The 15760-nt window shown below is 39.9% G+C and carries 15 protein-coding genes; 1 reads left to right on the top strand and 14 read right to left on the bottom strand.

The features are described from left to right. Positions 1 to 21: 21 nt before the first annotated feature. Both AC6CIF_RS15730 and AC6CIF_RS15725 read right to left on the bottom strand, forming a co-directional pair. The gene (locus tag AC6CIF_RS15730; protein WP_498200354.1) at positions 22 to 720 is read right to left on the bottom strand and encodes a hypothetical protein; all 699 of its coding nucleotides are present in this window, start codon (positions 718 to 720) and stop codon (positions 22 to 24) included. A gap of 70 nt (positions 721 to 790) precedes the next feature. Further along, a complete protein-coding gene (locus AC6CIF_RS15725) occupies positions 791 to 1150 on the bottom strand; it encodes a helix-turn-helix domain-containing protein (protein ID WP_076331693.1) in 360 nt (119 codons plus the stop codon). Between the two features lie 143 nt (positions 1151 to 1293). Between AC6CIF_RS15725 and AC6CIF_RS15720 the strand changes: the two genes are divergently transcribed. Further along, positions 1294 to 2292, top strand: coding sequence for a DGQHR domain-containing protein (locus tag AC6CIF_RS15720; protein WP_076331694.1), 999 nt, complete (start codon positions 1294 to 1296; stop codon positions 2290 to 2292). Positions 2293 to 2294: 2 nt separating this feature from the next. Here the strand turns inward: AC6CIF_RS15720 and AC6CIF_RS15715 are convergent, their stop codons facing one another. From AC6CIF_RS15715 to AC6CIF_RS15660, 12 genes are all read right to left on the bottom strand, one after another. Continuing rightward, positions 2295 to 3902, bottom strand: coding sequence for a hypothetical protein (locus AC6CIF_RS15715; RefSeq protein ID WP_076331695.1), 1608 nt, complete (start codon positions 3900 to 3902; stop codon positions 2295 to 2297). 33 nt (positions 3903 to 3935) lie between these two features. Next, a complete protein-coding gene (locus tag AC6CIF_RS15710; protein ID WP_076331696.1) occupies positions 3936 to 4919 on the bottom strand; it encodes an ATP-binding protein in 984 nt (327 codons plus the stop codon). Positions 4920 to 4933: 14 nt separating this feature from the next. Beyond that, entirely contained in the window at positions 4934 to 6907 is a 1974-nt protein-coding gene (locus AC6CIF_RS15705) for a TnsB C-terminal domain-containing protein (RefSeq protein ID WP_076331697.1), read from the bottom strand. Continuing rightward, positions 6882 to 7730: a hypothetical protein gene (locus tag AC6CIF_RS15700; RefSeq protein ID WP_498200353.1), complete on the bottom strand. Its 849-nt coding sequence runs from the start codon at positions 7728 to 7730 to the stop codon at positions 6882 to 6884. The genes AC6CIF_RS15705 and AC6CIF_RS15700 overlap by 26 nt, the downstream gene beginning before the upstream one ends. A 475-nt stretch (positions 7731 to 8205) precedes the next feature. Then, positions 8206 to 9003: an ABC transporter ATP-binding protein gene (locus AC6CIF_RS15695; RefSeq protein WP_076331699.1), complete on the bottom strand. Its 798-nt coding sequence runs from the start codon at positions 9001 to 9003 to the stop codon at positions 8206 to 8208. Continuing rightward, complete coding sequence (locus AC6CIF_RS15690; RefSeq protein WP_498200351.1) at positions 9000 to 9812, bottom strand: ABC transporter ATP-binding protein; 813 nt, start codon at positions 9810 to 9812, stop codon at positions 9000 to 9002. Before AC6CIF_RS15690 ends, AC6CIF_RS15695 begins: the two co-directional genes overlap by 4 nt. Before the next feature lie 7 nt (positions 9813 to 9819). After that, entirely contained in the window at positions 9820 to 10662 is an 843-nt protein-coding gene (nikC, locus tag AC6CIF_RS15685) for a nickel transporter permease (protein WP_076331701.1), read from the bottom strand. Positions 10663 to 10664: 2 nt separating this feature from the next. Next, complete coding sequence (nikB, locus tag AC6CIF_RS15680) at positions 10665 to 11600, bottom strand: nickel ABC transporter permease (protein ID WP_076331702.1); 936 nt, start codon at positions 11598 to 11600, stop codon at positions 10665 to 10667. 2 nt (positions 11601 to 11602) lie between these two features. Continuing rightward, on the bottom strand, positions 11603 to 13111 hold the full coding sequence (nikA, locus tag AC6CIF_RS15675) for a nickel ABC transporter substrate-binding protein (protein ID WP_076331791.1): 1509 nt from the start codon (positions 13109 to 13111) through the stop codon (positions 11603 to 11605). Between the two features lie 225 nt (positions 13112 to 13336). Next, positions 13337 to 14041 carry a class I SAM-dependent methyltransferase gene (locus AC6CIF_RS15670; RefSeq protein WP_076331703.1) on the bottom strand — a complete coding sequence of 235 codons (705 nt, stop codon included), beginning with the start codon at positions 14039 to 14041 and terminating at the stop codon, positions 13337 to 13339. Between the two features lie 40 nt (positions 14042 to 14081). Beyond that, the gene (locus tag AC6CIF_RS15665; RefSeq protein ID WP_105599011.1) at positions 14082 to 14930 is read right to left on the bottom strand and encodes a DMT family transporter; all 849 of its coding nucleotides are present in this window, start codon (positions 14928 to 14930) and stop codon (positions 14082 to 14084) included. 37 nt (positions 14931 to 14967) lie between these two features. Next, positions 14968 to 15759 (bottom strand): ABC transporter ATP-binding protein, encoded by a 792-nt coding sequence (locus AC6CIF_RS15660; protein ID WP_076331704.1) that lies wholly within the window; start codon positions 15757 to 15759, stop codon positions 14968 to 14970. Position 15760: the final 1 nt, after the last annotated feature.

Genomic DNA, 15760 nt, shown 5'->3' with positions numbered 1-15760 from the left:
ACTAACTTATTTCTTAATTTTTCAACTCTCTATTCCAATTAAAATATCGTACAAAATAGAATTAAGATTATTACGATAATTTATTCTTTTATACAATAGAATTTCAGAAAATTCTTCAAATATGTATTTCCAAAACGTTATAACTACAACAAAAAAAATTGAAAATAGTAGCACTGTAGAAAATATAAGAAATTGCCCTTCATTCGTCTGAAAGTTGGTCGCTTCGTAAAAATGTTTCAGAAAATAATTTAAGTTTGGCGCAAGAACTGCTATCAATATGCTGGGCGCAACTAGTGGTGGCATCTTTTCTTTAGTATTATCAGCTTTATACGCTTCCATGAGGTTCTCAATTTTCCATTTTGAATATAGATCATGCTCAATCAGATATTCTGTTATCATATGAATTTGAACTTCATGAAAGCCATCTAACCACTTACCTTTTTCAGTTTTTATTGAAAATTCTCTATTTAGAATGATACGAGCCTTACTATTGAAACGCCTATGTATAAAAATTAGAAAGACAACAAGGGCTATTGCTGACAGTACAGGTCCATAGGCTGACTTTTCTGTCCAAACCCAAATACATAACGCAATAATAATCAACGGAAGAGCTAAAGTGTACGAAATCAAATAAGACCAGAATAAGAAGTTCATTTTACTGTAGATTAATTTACGTGCTCTTACTTTTTCCGTATAAAATATAAGTAATTTATTCTTCATCTTTCACTCACCATCACTAATTTTAAATTAATTAGAAGAATAGCACCAATTTTCAATAAAATAGATTGAATTATCTTAAATTTCTCAAATTATCGATTGTTTTAAGAATATCTTGAACAAAGCTTTCCACTATTTTAATTTCTTCAGTACTTCTATTAGATAGGGATTCATTTATTCTATCAAGAATTTCTAAGGTCTCTTTATTTTGTAGCTTATTTTCATACGAGTTGAATAACTCTGCTGGTGTAATATTTAAAGCTTCGAGTAGTTTTTGCAAGGTATCTAATGATATGTTCCTCTCCCCTTTCTCAATCCCACCAATATAAGGCTGTGGGAGATCTACTTGTTCTCCTAAATTAGCTTGGGTTAATCCTTTTGATTTCCTTAAAGATTTTATTCGTGCGCCTACATATACATTAATATTTATCATAAGTACAATCACCTCTCACTTAAGAGTAGGTGTACTTATGTATGAAATAAATATACTTAAACTATATATTACCATTAGTAATTATATAATTTAAGATATATATTTTACATAGAAAAAATAAAATTTTTATAGGAGTGTACTTCATGAGACAATTACCTCATCAAATAGTTATAGAAAATGTAGTACAAACAAAAATGAGAGGGAAAATTACTTATCAAAGCTCGTTTCCGACCTCCATTGCTATGAATCTAACTTATGTTAAGCCATTTAACGACCCCTCCGGAAAAGGATATCAACGGCCAGTAGATCCAAAGCGTGTTGATGAATTTGCATTATATCTTTCCAGAGGCGAAAACGCATTATTCACACCAATTTTATTGAATGCAGCTGGTATGTGGGAGTTTACAGCTTATGATTCTACTAGACCAATGTTCGGTAGGTTATTTTGCAAGAGTAAAGCATCATTAATGGATGGACAGCATCGACTAGGAGGGATTAAACGTTATATCGAAGAAACTCAATCAGAACTTAATATTCCTTTCATGGCATTTCATTTTTTAGATGACGATGAAGAAATTCAACTCTTTGATATTATTAATACAAAAGCCAAAGGGATTGGAACCTCTTTAAGCAAATTTCTGAAAAGAGAATCAGATGAATTAAGTTGGCAAGCTACTGAATTATTAATATTAAAAGATAGTCCTTTCTATCACATTGGTAGCATCACGGGTAAACGTAATAAGGGAAGACATATTACTCTGCAGAATCTTTATCGCATGTTAAAGTACTTTTTCAGAGATACTGAGACTACAAATTTATCAAAACATGAAAAGGTGGATCTTGTACTTGGATTTTTCAATATAATGCGTCAAGAATATCCTCATGAATGGATGAACTATAAAGAATATAAACTTACTCATATTGTATGTTTGGATGCGTTAGCAATGGCTGCATCCAAGGCGTTGTCTAACTGTAAGAAAGAAAACTCAACACAAATAGACCATCAAAAGTTTATCAAGTCAGCAAAGCGCCTGAAAAAGATTGACTGGTCTGTTAGTGGGCCTTTCAAATATTTAAAAGGTATCTCTAGTTCAAAAACATTAGCTTCGGAGTTAATTGAAATTATGGAATTAGAGAACTAATCCTAAATGTGGCTTCTATCTCTATTTAACGCAAGTTGCATAGGATGAAATGATTCTTCGTTGGATGTTCTTCTCTTTGATCTTATTGTAGGATAAGGACATATCAATTCATTTTCAGAAAAAAAATGATTAAGGTTGTTTTGGTCCCAGAACTTCTGGACTTTATCGGAGAGCTTACCTGGAAAAGAAAAGGCCAATATTGTTTCCTTCAGAGTTAAATCTTTATTCTCAATTATCTTATCAACTGAATCGGTGAGATACAATTTGAAAAGATGTAAAAATAAATAACTATAGGTGTGTGAAATTAACCAACTGATATATGAGTAATTGCTTTTTTTTGTAGGAAATTTAGCTAAATAAGAATTCATAATGTCGAATATTGGGTCTTCGTCTAAATAACCTAAAAATGAAACATTCTCTGAACAAAAACTGGTCCGGCTATAAGGGATTGCGTCTACATCATAAAAATGTACAATCTTCATTATCTTTTGTTTCCACTTAACATATGCAGATGCATAAGGGCAGATAGGAATATCCATTCCTTCCTTTGTTTTTATAACGGAGGTATAACGTTTAATACAACTTTTATGCTTTTTTAAAATAGTTCTTCTTAAATGTTTCGCAATTGAACTAAACATTGAATTTCTTATAATTTGAAATTCGCTCATAACAATGTTTTGATGATTTGAAAAAAAAGTGATATGATTTTTTGCTGTGTTAATGTTTTCGAATTCTCTGTTTCTTTTTCTAATGTATTTCCCTTTTAAGTACGGAATGTTATTTATGCTTTTAAGATGATCTGAGGTCTCCACGCAATATTGATCGGGAGTTGTATCCCTCTCAATATAATTTAAATAAAACTTTAATAATTGAGGTGTCTCATTAATTGAGGTGTGAGGGTATAGATATACTGAGCTCAGGTTACTTTTCTGCAGCTGATTTAGACTTAGCCATTGTATAGCAAGTTTATCTGACAAATCGTTATTTCTGTACGCCTTCCAATGTGTATTAAGGGGTACGCCCCTGTTGAATTTTTTGTATTGATGACTACACATACACGTTAATGTTGATTCAAAATAAGTTTGATCTTTAAATAGTTCATAAGGATATTTGGCTGAACAATTGGGACATTGATCATACAATGGTTTCTGGTGAAAAGGACATTGTTGAAAAAGACCAAATTGATGCAATATACTATGGTAACCGTCAATTAGGCATTCACAACAAAAAGTTAAAGACTTTCTCCAATACCAATTTCCTGAGGAAATTTCCCGCATTTCTCTCATTCCGCCATCATTCAAAAATCCAGATATGTTTTTAATTACATCAGAATTATATTTTTTTAATGAGAATCCTAAAATGTTTATAAATCTATTATCATCAAAACTGGGCATTGAATACAAATTATGATTTCTTGCACCAACAATAGTCTTTTTTTTGATTGTCTCTGAAGTCCCAAACAAATGAAAATAGTCTCGTTTATTAAGTAAATTAGTGAATTGAATTTTTTGAAAAATAGACCAGGGAGATTCAAACTCAGATATCCAATCTGTATTCCAAGTAATTGAACCATCTGGCTTTGATAAGTAAACCTTTAGTTCAGGAATCATCTTTAACCACCTTTTCAAATCGAACTGATATATCTAAATTAAGTCGTTGTACAGCTCATTTTCGATATAACCCGACTTACCTAATGAGTCTAACCAATGGCTAGACGTCAAATGGTCAACATTTTTACCTAAGACACCGTATTTTTTAAAAGCATATTCTATAGTAAGTGTTAAATATTGCATCGGTATCTCTAAAGGTTTAGTAATTCCTTTTTCTTTTCTAATATTGGATATAGTAGAAAATAGCTCCTCTGTGGATGATTCTAAACGAAATCCTTGCTCATATGCATCTGGAAAGAAGAATCTTGTGTAGGACCAACCACTATTTGTAGGGTATTCAGATAAAGAGTCATAACCGACTAAACAGGTTTGCAGCTCATCTTTTGTTCTTACGCCTGAGAATTTGTATTCATGAACCATAAAGCGACCAACAATTTGTCCCATTTTTGAAGCAATAAAACCTGATCTAACATGCTTTAATTCTTCTTGGCCAACTAAGATAACTGTCATGCTAATTCCGAATTCTTTCAAATAATTATAAATATCCATTAAAATATTGTATTGAACTGGAACAAGACGCTGGGCATCATCAATAAATAGAATTAACCTTTTACTTCCTGAACTCTCGACTATCTCTTGAAGATATTTTTTTAATCTTTCAGCTTTCATAGTTTTTCTTCCTGAGAAAGGGATTCCGTGTCCAAACTGTACCAATAATTCTTCATAGAAAGTGGTTTCATTAATTCTTGAATTTTGCTCACATTTAAATTTTAGAATAGGAAGCTTCTCACCAAAATCTATTGGTAGTTCCTTTGTTAAGTAGTCGATGGCCCAAGTCTTTCCTAATCTAGGTCTGCCATAGGCTATTCCGCCTGGTGCTCGGTTTTCAATCCATTGCTTAATATTTTTGTACATTCTTCTCACTTCTTTAGTGCCTATGAAGTAAATTCCAGTTTCGATGGGATGAGTCTTTGGGGGTACATATGGCCTGTTTATATCTGAAACATCGATATTCATCAGAAATCTTCCTTTCAAAAGTTGTAAGTTCGAAAAATTCTATCATCGTCATCGTCTTCTTCAATAAATAAACTGTTTACATCCCCTGTTGACTGGACATCTGGAGCAAAGAATTGCTCTTCTTCTTTTTCATGGTTATTTGTAGATGCTGCTTCGGCTTTGTTTAGTTCCCTTTGTAATTGTGCGATATGATTTCGTTCTCTCTTTCCAGTCTTAGCTTTAGATGCTTTATACTCATAGTAGATTTGAAATGGATCTTGATAAGTAGTAAAGAATATTTTCCTTTCATTCTTTAATTTATTTATAGCCTTCCTTGTTCGTAATGAATGAGGTGTTATCCCCCAAATGCCATATGCAGTAAGGTATCCAAACTCACTACCATCACTCAAAAATACTTTTACTGTTCGTATATCATCAACGTTTACCACAATTGTTAATTCCGTGCCGATCAGGTGAGGACTATTACTAAGAATATCGCTTTGATATCGAACCCCTTCATAATTTATGAATGGTCGTTTTCCTTTTTCTATGTTCCCACTCACTCTTCTTTTAGTTTGGATCATAAAAAAAATGGCGTCTTTTCTTTTTTCTGGTTCAAGTACTCTTGGTTCCATCCCTCTTTCAATTCGTTGTTTCATCAATTGAAGAGGAGAAAAGTTTCTAATTCCACTATGGGGAATACCATTATAATCAGATACTAGAATATGAGTTAGCTCCTCTAGTTCTGATAAAGAAATATCAAACTTTTTTGCTTGTTGTTCTGGATTTTTACGAAGAGGATCAGAAGGATTGCTTCCAGTGGTACTCACTAATTTATGGTATCCAAGCACTTCAAGGGAACGGAATAATCGTTCAATAATGCCTCTTACTTCTGGAGCCTCGACCGGCCCAGGATTTAGAGTACAACGAACTACTTCATAAAGACGATCGGTTACGATATTTGATAAATTTGCTTTACCGTTGTCATAGCTGAATTCATCCCAAAGAGCCCATGCCGTTTCTGGAATTTCAGCCGAAGGTATACCACCTTTAGGATCATAATCGATACCAGGTATCGAAAATTTTCTTTTTTCATAAGGGGTTACTGTATTGCGAATACAATGCAAAACATCGTCTTTGTTATATTCTTTATTTACACAGAGGTGATGACCTAATATTGCTCGAGTTGCTACATCAACTATTACAAGAAGCCATACCCGCTCCACAACTTCTGTAAATAAGTCTCCTTCAGGGGTTTTAAATGTGATAGTAAACATCGCATCAATCTTATGCCCATCAAACTGAACGCGTTGAAAAGGCTTTTGTAATATCAATTCATGTTTTGGCAATGTTCCCATCCGTGATTGCCTGGCTGCTTCTTTTCCGTAACGCTTTGCACCTTCTGAAAAATGATTATTCTCAATTTTTTTAAAGAAACGGTATAATGATCGATATCCTTTATCATTTGTATTAAACGGATAGTCATGTATTCCTATACCATTCTTTTTGCACAAACTTAGGAATAATCTATGGATCCCATCAGTCGAGATTGTGGGCATTGTAGAATTTTTTCCTTTTCGTCTTAAATATGCTGAAGTGATCTTCTCTCTAATTTCTGGATATTGTTCAAGGAGTTGATTGAATGCCCCACTTAATTTGGGCTGTTCCTGTTGTGGGAAAAAAGTTGTGGTTGCACTTCTATCATACTTTTTGGTTCTCTTATGAGGGATTAATGCTCTAAATCCCCAGATAGCTTCAGTTATTGGATCAAATTCTAAACACTTCTTTATGAAAATAATTAATTCTTTTTTACTTACGCCTGTTTGTTCTGTGATTTTTTCTAAAGTTACTTCTTCGTGAAGCATATATAGGTTCACTGCAGCTTCTCGTTTTTTGAATATCTCTCTATCTTCAGGTTGAAGTTGCATGATATTAACAATTGGCCAATTTGAGATGTCTTTATGTTTCGGATCAATATTTATACTATCTAAGATACGTCTTCTCGACATTCAACTGCACCTCCGTCAATCCACAAAGTAAGTCCTGTTCTTGATTAAAAGTAAGTATCTCATGGAGGATTAATGCAAATATAGAATTCCTAATTATGACAGGATGATATTTAGATTGAACAGATTTTTCTAAATCACGAATTGTCATAGGGCCGTTTAAAGCTGATCTATAAATCAGCTCATACACTTCTGGTTTTATTTCAGAAAGTGGAGTGAAAAAAGGAATCAACGTTTTTTTATTTGCAATAATAGTGGGATTGTGTCGTATATTTTCTTCCGTCAGGACACAATGTGTCTTATTATTCTCTGCGCACCATATTTTTTGTGCATACATTTCATAAATCGCTTGTTCGCTAGAACGTTTGCTATCCGGATCTATTTCATAGGAATAACGTATAAACACAAACTTTTCTTCACTTTCTGATTTAACCCACATATCAAAAACTGTTTCGACAACTTTACCTGCAATAGATACTTTTATTTTCAACGGTCTTTCACAGTAACTCATTACTGTAACATCGGATTCCGTGAGAACCCAATGATCATATTGAAGTGAATTGTATAGTCTAACCTCTCTATGAAGCCTCCTACTAAATACAAAAAATCTATTCCTGCCCATTTCGTTTTTTATCTTATTGACTGGTGAATACAAGTGCTTAATCCTCCGAAATTTGTATTTTAACCACAATATTTTATATTCAACCTCGTATACTGTATTCCTTTGTCTAGAAAACACTTCTTTTGTCGAACTATAAATGAGTTCAGAATTGTTTTCGAATAAAAAAATAATGAGATAATGATTTGATTTCTCAACATCTTTCATCAATACTTATAAACTCCCTATTGTTGCTTCATCAGTGAAATTACACAGAACTTGAGTTATGCGTAGTATAATTGTTCGTTCAAAATCGTCAGTTTCCGTATTTTTAAAAAGTAATTTTTCCGTCACTGTCATTCTGAACTTTAATTCATAGATGTATGTGAAGGTTTTTTAACTAATTTTATTCTTCTCTTAGATTCAACTTTTCGTCTAATATATGATGATTGAATAACTCTAGAAACGTGTTTTATTTTAGAAGTACGTGTTACATAACTTTATAGTAAACATCGCTCCTGCATTCAGAGTAATATGTCGGTAGAGTCTTGAAGTAATTCATAACTGTTGTAGGGTTGCCGTACGGTTAGCAAAAAAAGGCATGATCTTGAATGGAGAAAAAAGCTAACAAATTGTTGAAGTGGTAAATGTATTTCCTTACCTGATATGGTCAAAAATAAATCCGGCTATCATTAGCCGGATTTTATAATTTTCTCCCTCGCTTCGAATATTTGTGAACCAATTGCTGTGTATATGCATGCCTCTCGGATGAAAATAAATCCTCCTTGGCAAAATGGTCTATCATTCGTCCCTTTTGTATCACCATAATTCGATCGGATATACGCTGGATTGTAGCCAGATCATGTGAAATAAATAAACAGGCAAATCCGATGTTTTTTTGCAGTATCATAAGCATCTCGATGATCTGAGCTTGTGTAATCATATCCAGACTTGATGTGGGTTCATCCATGATGATCAGGGATGGGTCACTGCTTATCGCTCTGGCAATAGCGACGCGCTGCTTCTGACCTCCACTGAGCTCATGGGGATACTGATGCAAGAGATGCGCTGGCAGCTCCACCAGATCCAGTAGCCGTTCGGCACACTTCAGCCTGTCCTGTCTGCAATCCTGGACGATTACAGGTGTTCGATTCTTTAAGGTGTCCAGCGGTTCCATCACGGAATCAATGATCCGTAGTCTTGGATTGAGACTCGATGCAGGATTTTGAAAAACGGCCTGAACTTGACCCTCAAGGGTTCGATAGGCGAGAGTAGTTCGAGGTTTTAACATCTCTCTTCCCTGAAACCACATTTGCCCGGAATCCATCTTCTCCATCAATAAAATACAACGTGCCAGTGTACTCTTTCCGCTCCCGCTTTCTCCGATCAGCCCCACACATTCTCCCGGGTGGAGACTGAAAGAAATTCCGTCGATCGTCCTTGTCTGTCCAGCATAGGTCTTGATCAGGTTTTGAACGGTAAACACAGCTTCTTCACTCATGATAATTCACCTCGTTCCGGAACGACGCCAGGTTCAGCATAAGACAGTATGGATTCAGCTGCCAAAAGCTTTTGGGTGTACGGATGTGTGGTTTGTGTTAGCACGTCCTCAGCCTTGCCGGATTCCAAGATTCGACCTTCCCGCATAATGACAATCTGATCCGCGCAGCGTCTAGCCAGCTTCAGGTCATGTGTGATGAACAAAATGGAACAGTCTGTCTTCTCTCGAAATCGAATGAGCAGATCGAGTATTTCTGCCCCCGTAACCCAGTCCAGCGCAGACGTGGGTTCATCCGCAATCAACAGTTTCGGTTCAAGCAACATCGCCATCGCGATGGATACCCGCTGCAATTGTCCACCACTTAGCTGGAACGGATAGCTGACAACAACCCGTTTGGCAGGTAAGGAAACGTCATTCAGAGCTTGCTCGATCCGTTCTTTTCGTTCCTTGGGCCCCCATGTATAATGAACCCTAAGCGTCTCATCCAGTTGTTTGCCTATCGTAAGAAACGGGCTAAATACACCTGTATAGTCTTGAAATACATACGCGATTTCTTTGCCACGCAGCCCATTCATCTGTTTCTCGGATAACTCCGATAAAGACTGGTCGTTAAATGTGATTTGTCCAGCCGCATGGCGCACCCCGTTTGGAAGTAAACGACCGATAGACAAACCTGTAAGTGTTTTTCCGCTGCCACTTTCCCCAATGACAGTCAGCCAGTCGCCAGCCTTTACGGACAAATGCATATCGTGAATAAGGATCTTCTCTCCGGCGATAAGTCGGAGTCCTTTTAATTCGAGTAAACTCATCAGCTTCTCACTCCCTGCTTCGTTTGATATCCAGCCTATCGCGCACCCGATCTCCCAGCATGTTGGACCAGAGCACGACGAGCATAATCGCGAGTCCAGGGACAATCATAAGGTAAGGTGAGCTATGAAAATATGCCCGTCCCTCGTTCAGCATGGCCCCCCATTCTGGTGCAGGAGGCTGTGCCCCCAATCCGATATAGGAGAGCGAGGCAATCATGAGAATGACTTTACCCATATCCAGCGAAGCGATCACAATCACATGAGACAACGCATGGGGTAGTAAATGCTTCCACAAAATCTGATGAGGACGTAATCCACTCAGGCGGGCGATGGTAATATACTCCTGATGTTTCTTCGCGATCACGCTATTTCGAACGATGCGGGAATACGTAATCCATTTGACCGAAACGATGGCAATCATCAGATTGAAGATACCTGGTCCCATCAGCCCACTAAGCACAATGGCAATAATAAAATCCGGAAATGCAAGAAAAGCATCCGATATTCGTTTATAGATTCGATCCAGCCACCCGCCTGCATACCCGGCCATTAATCCTGCGGGAATACCGATGGCGAGTGAACCGAAGAGAACACTTAAACTGGTTCCTACCGTATTCCTTCCCCCGAGCAGCATACGGGATAATAGATCTCGACCAAGATCATCGGTCCCCAGCAGATGATCTATACCTGGGGGCAGAAGTCGTATCGCCAAGTTGACCGCATAGGGATCATGTGGAACCACATAAGGAGCACAGATCAAGGTCAAAACAACGAGTACCAAAATGATGATGTGAACGCTCATTTTTGGTTTTTGCACCGGAGGGGTAAGTCTAAACTTGGTTTTAAGCATGATTATCGTTCCCCCTTCAACCGGATCTCGGGGTTCAGAACGTCATTCAGAAGGTCGACGAGCATGTGGATGATTGTAACGATCAGGCCCATCAGTACCATATAGCCCTGAATAACCGGATAATCACGACTCTGAATGGCATCAACAATGAATTTGCCCATACCGGGATAGGCGAACAGCACTTCAATCACGACCGTTCCCCCAAGCAAGCTTCCGATGCTTACACCAAACATGGTGACAACGGGAGTGAGTGCATGCCTGAAGGCATGTCTAAGGAGCACACTCGAGCCACCTATTCCTCTGGATCGTGCACCCCGAACAAAATCCTGACCCAGACTTTCCAGCAAACTTGAACGAATGAGACGCACGTATACGGCGGCCATGGTTAATCCCAGTGTAAGGGATGGAAGCACCAGATGCGCAATGCTCCCCGTCCCCATAGAGGGAAACAGATGTGTTCTCACTGAGAAGCCTTCTATTAAAAGAAGCCCCAGCCAGAAGCTAGGGACTGAGGTGCCCAGTACAGCCAGAAGACGACTGAACCGGTCGATGACGCGATGGGGATATAAGGCGGACAGTGTGCCGAGCGGAATGGCGATGACGATCAGCACAAGCAGTGAAGTGCACGTCAACAGCAAGGTTGCCGGCAATTTGTCCAGTAATTCCTCCGTTACCGGACGATTGGTCATATATGAAGTTCCCAAATCGAGTCGGACAAGACGTCCGAGCCACTGCCCGTATTGCACGAGCACAGGATCATTTAACCCCAAAGCCTCACGCTGTTTCTCCATTTGGGAAGAGGTCACGGCCACATCATCCGAGCGCAGTATTTCCCTTACCGCATCACCGGGAGCTAATTTTACGAACACAAAGCTAATGAAGGACAGAAGCAAAATAAAGAGAATGAACTCTATACTTCGTTTCAGGAGCTTGTTCATGTCTATTCCACATCCAGTTGATTGGTCAGCATGTAATACTCACTTTTGCTGGTTACCCAATTTTTCACCCGATCTTTATACACAACGAGCGTATTGGGATGAACCAGGTAGGAGTAATAAGTTTCTTCATCAATATGCATCAGGATTTTTTCAATTAATTCATTTCGTTTATCGGTATCCACCATCTGATCCAACTGGTCAATCCATTTGTTCAGCTGCAAATCATTAATTTTGCCGAAATTCAGCGTCCCGTCGGGTTTGAAAGCTACATTGAGGAAGTAACTGGCATCTCCGCGTGGTGCAATTAATGGACTGTATGTGCCCAGGTCCCAGTCATCTTTGGTGAGCAGATAGTCTTCATAATTATCCACAAACTCAATTGTAATCTGGATACCGATTTCCTTCGCTTGTGCTTGCAGTACCTGAGCAAACAGCGGGAATTCCGCCCGTGATGTATACGTTACAAGCTTCAGGCTAAGCGGCTTGCCGTTCTTGCTTACTTTACCCTGTTCCACCTGATAACCAGCCTTTTCAAACCATGCCAGTGCTGCTTCGGTACCTGTCGTTTTGACTTCATAGGAAGGAATAAAGGAGAAACCAGGCATGAATGGTCCTGTTGCGAGCGTAGCCTGTCCACCCATAATCACGTCCTTCAATTCTTCACGATTGACAAGAGCATCAAAGGCTTTTCTCATATATTTGTCCTTGAATTCGGGTTGGTTTGTATTAAAAATAAGCTCGTGTGTGCGCAAGCTTGTGACCGATTCCAAATGAAGAGTGGAGTCACTTTTCATCGTTTCCAGACTTTCAGTTGGCGGGCGATATACAATATCCGCATCTCCCGACATCAGAGCCGAAAGGCGCGCACTCGCATCCTCATTAAAGTTGAATGAGGCACGACTCAGCTTGGCAGCTCCGCCCCAATACTCATCGTAGCGCTCCACCTTGAGTGAGCTTCCCGCTGTGAAGGACGTAACTTTGAAAGGTCCAGTTCCAACAGGTGTTTTGTCCGGGTCAGCCGCATTGACATCCAGAATGGATGCGTTCGGGTGAACAAGCTCGGATGGAAACTGCGGGAAGGGTTGCTCAGTCGTAATATTCAGTGTTTGACCGGATGCACTCATTTCCTTAATGTTCAAAACCTGTTCTACACCCGGATTCACCTTGATCGCCCGTTCAAGAGATTGTTTTACAGCTTCGGCATCCAGGGCCCGTCCATCCTGGAAGGTTACATTCTTCTTAATCTCAAATGTCCAATGCTGTCCGTCTGTCGTGTCCCACTTCTCAGCCAGCCAGGGCTCGATCTGCAGATCCTCACCCAACTTAACCAAGGTTTCAGTCACTCCAGCTCTCAAAGGGGTATAATCTTGATGTGGATCAATCGTCTGGCTTGCAAAGTTGAACAAAAACGTAACTTCCTTGTCTTTCGTCGCTGCAGGTTGCGTTGTTGCATCCTTCGGCGTACTGGAACAGGCCGAAACGAAAAGCACTGTGCATAAAACCAAAATCATCGTTATTTTTCTCTGTGTCTGCAACGTTGTCTAACCTCCATCGATAAAAGCATCTGATTGAAAAAACAATACGTATTATATCGTACTTGATGGGTATTAATATTCGTAATAGCCCCAATGAGCTATTAAAGCTAAAATTTGTGACAAAAAAAGCTCAAGCCATTGAAATCAATCACTTGAGCCAGGAGGATACAACAATAGTCATACCCTTTCTATAATCTACCCCTAGAGACCATTTATGCTAGCCTTTGGAGCAACAAACCGGAATATATAGGATTGTTCATAGGCAAACTGCAATTGATCTGCCACTCGTTTATACCACTTCTTACCATGAGACAGATCGACGAATCCTGTTGGCAGCATGCGACGCACGCTCACCTGAAATCCTGCCAGCATGAACGCTTCGGATATGGTATCCAGTGTGTGATCCTGCATAGGAATGGCTGCATTGCCGTTAATGCGATCCCTGATCTCGGGCAAACTGGGGTTGCTACCGTAGTCGGCAAAGGTAGCATAATAAATGCCACCTGGCTTGAGACAGGTTCTGATCTGCAACGCATGTTTATTCAGATCGGGAATCAAATACAACACGGCCAGACTAAAAGCTAAATCAAACCGATGCACAAACTGCTCAGGCTGCCCAGTAGCATAGAACTCCAGCGGCAGATCTCCCATGCGCTGATTGGCAATTTCAATGGATTGACGTGCCAGATCTGTTCCAACACCTTCCTTGAAAGGCCGGTGAGAGTGTAGAAGCCTCAGGAATCCTCCCTGGTTGCAGCCGAAATCAAGAACACTGCATTGCTCCAGACGCTCTTCCGGTATAAAACCAAGTATTCTCTCCCAGTGTGGGATATGATCATCTTCCATCCCCTGATCTCCTTCTCCAGGGTGGTGCCACCATACATCATACAGCGTTTGTTTGTTCAAGATCATAACCTCCTTCATTTGAAATACGTAGGCCAAACATCTATCGTGTCTTGTTCGCCCCTCTTCGACTTGATAGGGCGATACACCCCGTAACAATGATCACACCGCCAAGCACGGTAAGCATATCCGGAATTTCCTGCCAGAATATAAAGCCGAATATTCCGTTCAATACCAGACCGAAATAGCTGACGACCTGAACCACGATAGCACTTTCATGTGTGAATGCCCGGGTCAGGAACACTTGTCCAAGCAGTGAAACCACACCAATGGCTAGAAGGTACACCGATTGCATCGGGTCTGGTACGACAAATTGCTGTGACATAAAGGGCAATGCGACCAGCGCTGAGGTAGCCACAAAATAAAATACAATTTCATAGGATGGATGAGTCTTGCTCAAGTAGCGAATGGAGATCCCGGCTGCTGCCGAAAAGACAGCGCTTAATATCCCAACCAGAGCATAGGCAGAATAACTGGCATACTCATGGGGCTTGATCAGAAGTATTGCACCCAGGAAAATCAAGGGCAGTATCGCTATAGTTCTGCGGGAAAGTCGCTCTTTCAGGAAAATAACTGAGAGCACAATGACAAAGACGGGTGACATCTGTGCAAGTATGCTCGCGTCAGTTAATGGAATCTTGGACAAGGTAAAAAAATAGGCAAGCATGTACAACCCGCCGAGTACACCTCTTAATGCCAGCATTGGAATTCCTGTTTGGGAAAAAGAAATCTGTCCGTAACGCATCAATACGAGGATCAGAATAGTTCCAATCAGTCCGCGAAAGAAAGCGATCTCTGCCGGTGGAATCGTCGCACTGATCTCTTTCACAAGAACGTTCATCACACTGAATACCAATGAGGAGAACAACGCTAACCATACACCGTTTTTCATTAGAACCTCTTTCATCATAACTTGTGTAAAGAAAAAACTATTGCTCCAGGTCATATACCGCTGAAAGCAGACATTTTGTATAATCATGTCTCTCTGGCTCGCTGATTTGCTCGCTTGCAAACTCATCAACGATTGCCCCATCCTTCATGACGAGGATTCGATTGCTCATCTGATGAACGGCTGCAATATCATGGGAGATGAACAAGAATGACATCTCCAGATTGGTCTGTAATTGTTTTAACAGCTTGAGAATATTCGCTTGCACGGTAACATCCAGGCTGGAAGTGGGCTCATCACAGATGAGCAGCTCTGGCTTGAGGCTGATGCCTCTTGCAATGGCTACCCGCTGGCGTTGTCCTCCACTCAGTTCATGGGGGTAACGATCCAGATGTTCCGGTCCCAGTCCCACCATCTCCAGCAGCCTTGCCGATGTTGCACGTCTGTTCTCCCTGACATCCACCAGAAAGGGAGGTTTAACCTCTGGAAAATTGTCCAAAGGCTCCAGTACAGAACGCCAGACAGGCAACCGATCATTCAGGGAGGCATTACTATCCTGAAATACAACCTGAATGTGTTGCCTCATCTTTCGGAGCGTATTCTTTTTCGCCTCTACAAGTGAGGCTCCCAGCAGTCGTATTTCTCCATGATCAGGTTTTTCCAAGGCCAGCAGCAGTCGCGCCAGCGAGCTTTTGCCACTGCCGCTCTCGCCAACTAGCCCCAGACACTCCCCTTTTTGTATGGTGAACGAAACCTGATGAACTGCTCGGACCGCATCCCTACCTCGTCCATAGGTTCTAACCAGATTTTTAACCAGCAGTAAAGGCTCCATC

Source organism: Paenibacillus sp. GQ49 (assembly GCF_059759055.1).
This window is presented reverse-complemented; position numbering and strand designations above follow the sequence as displayed.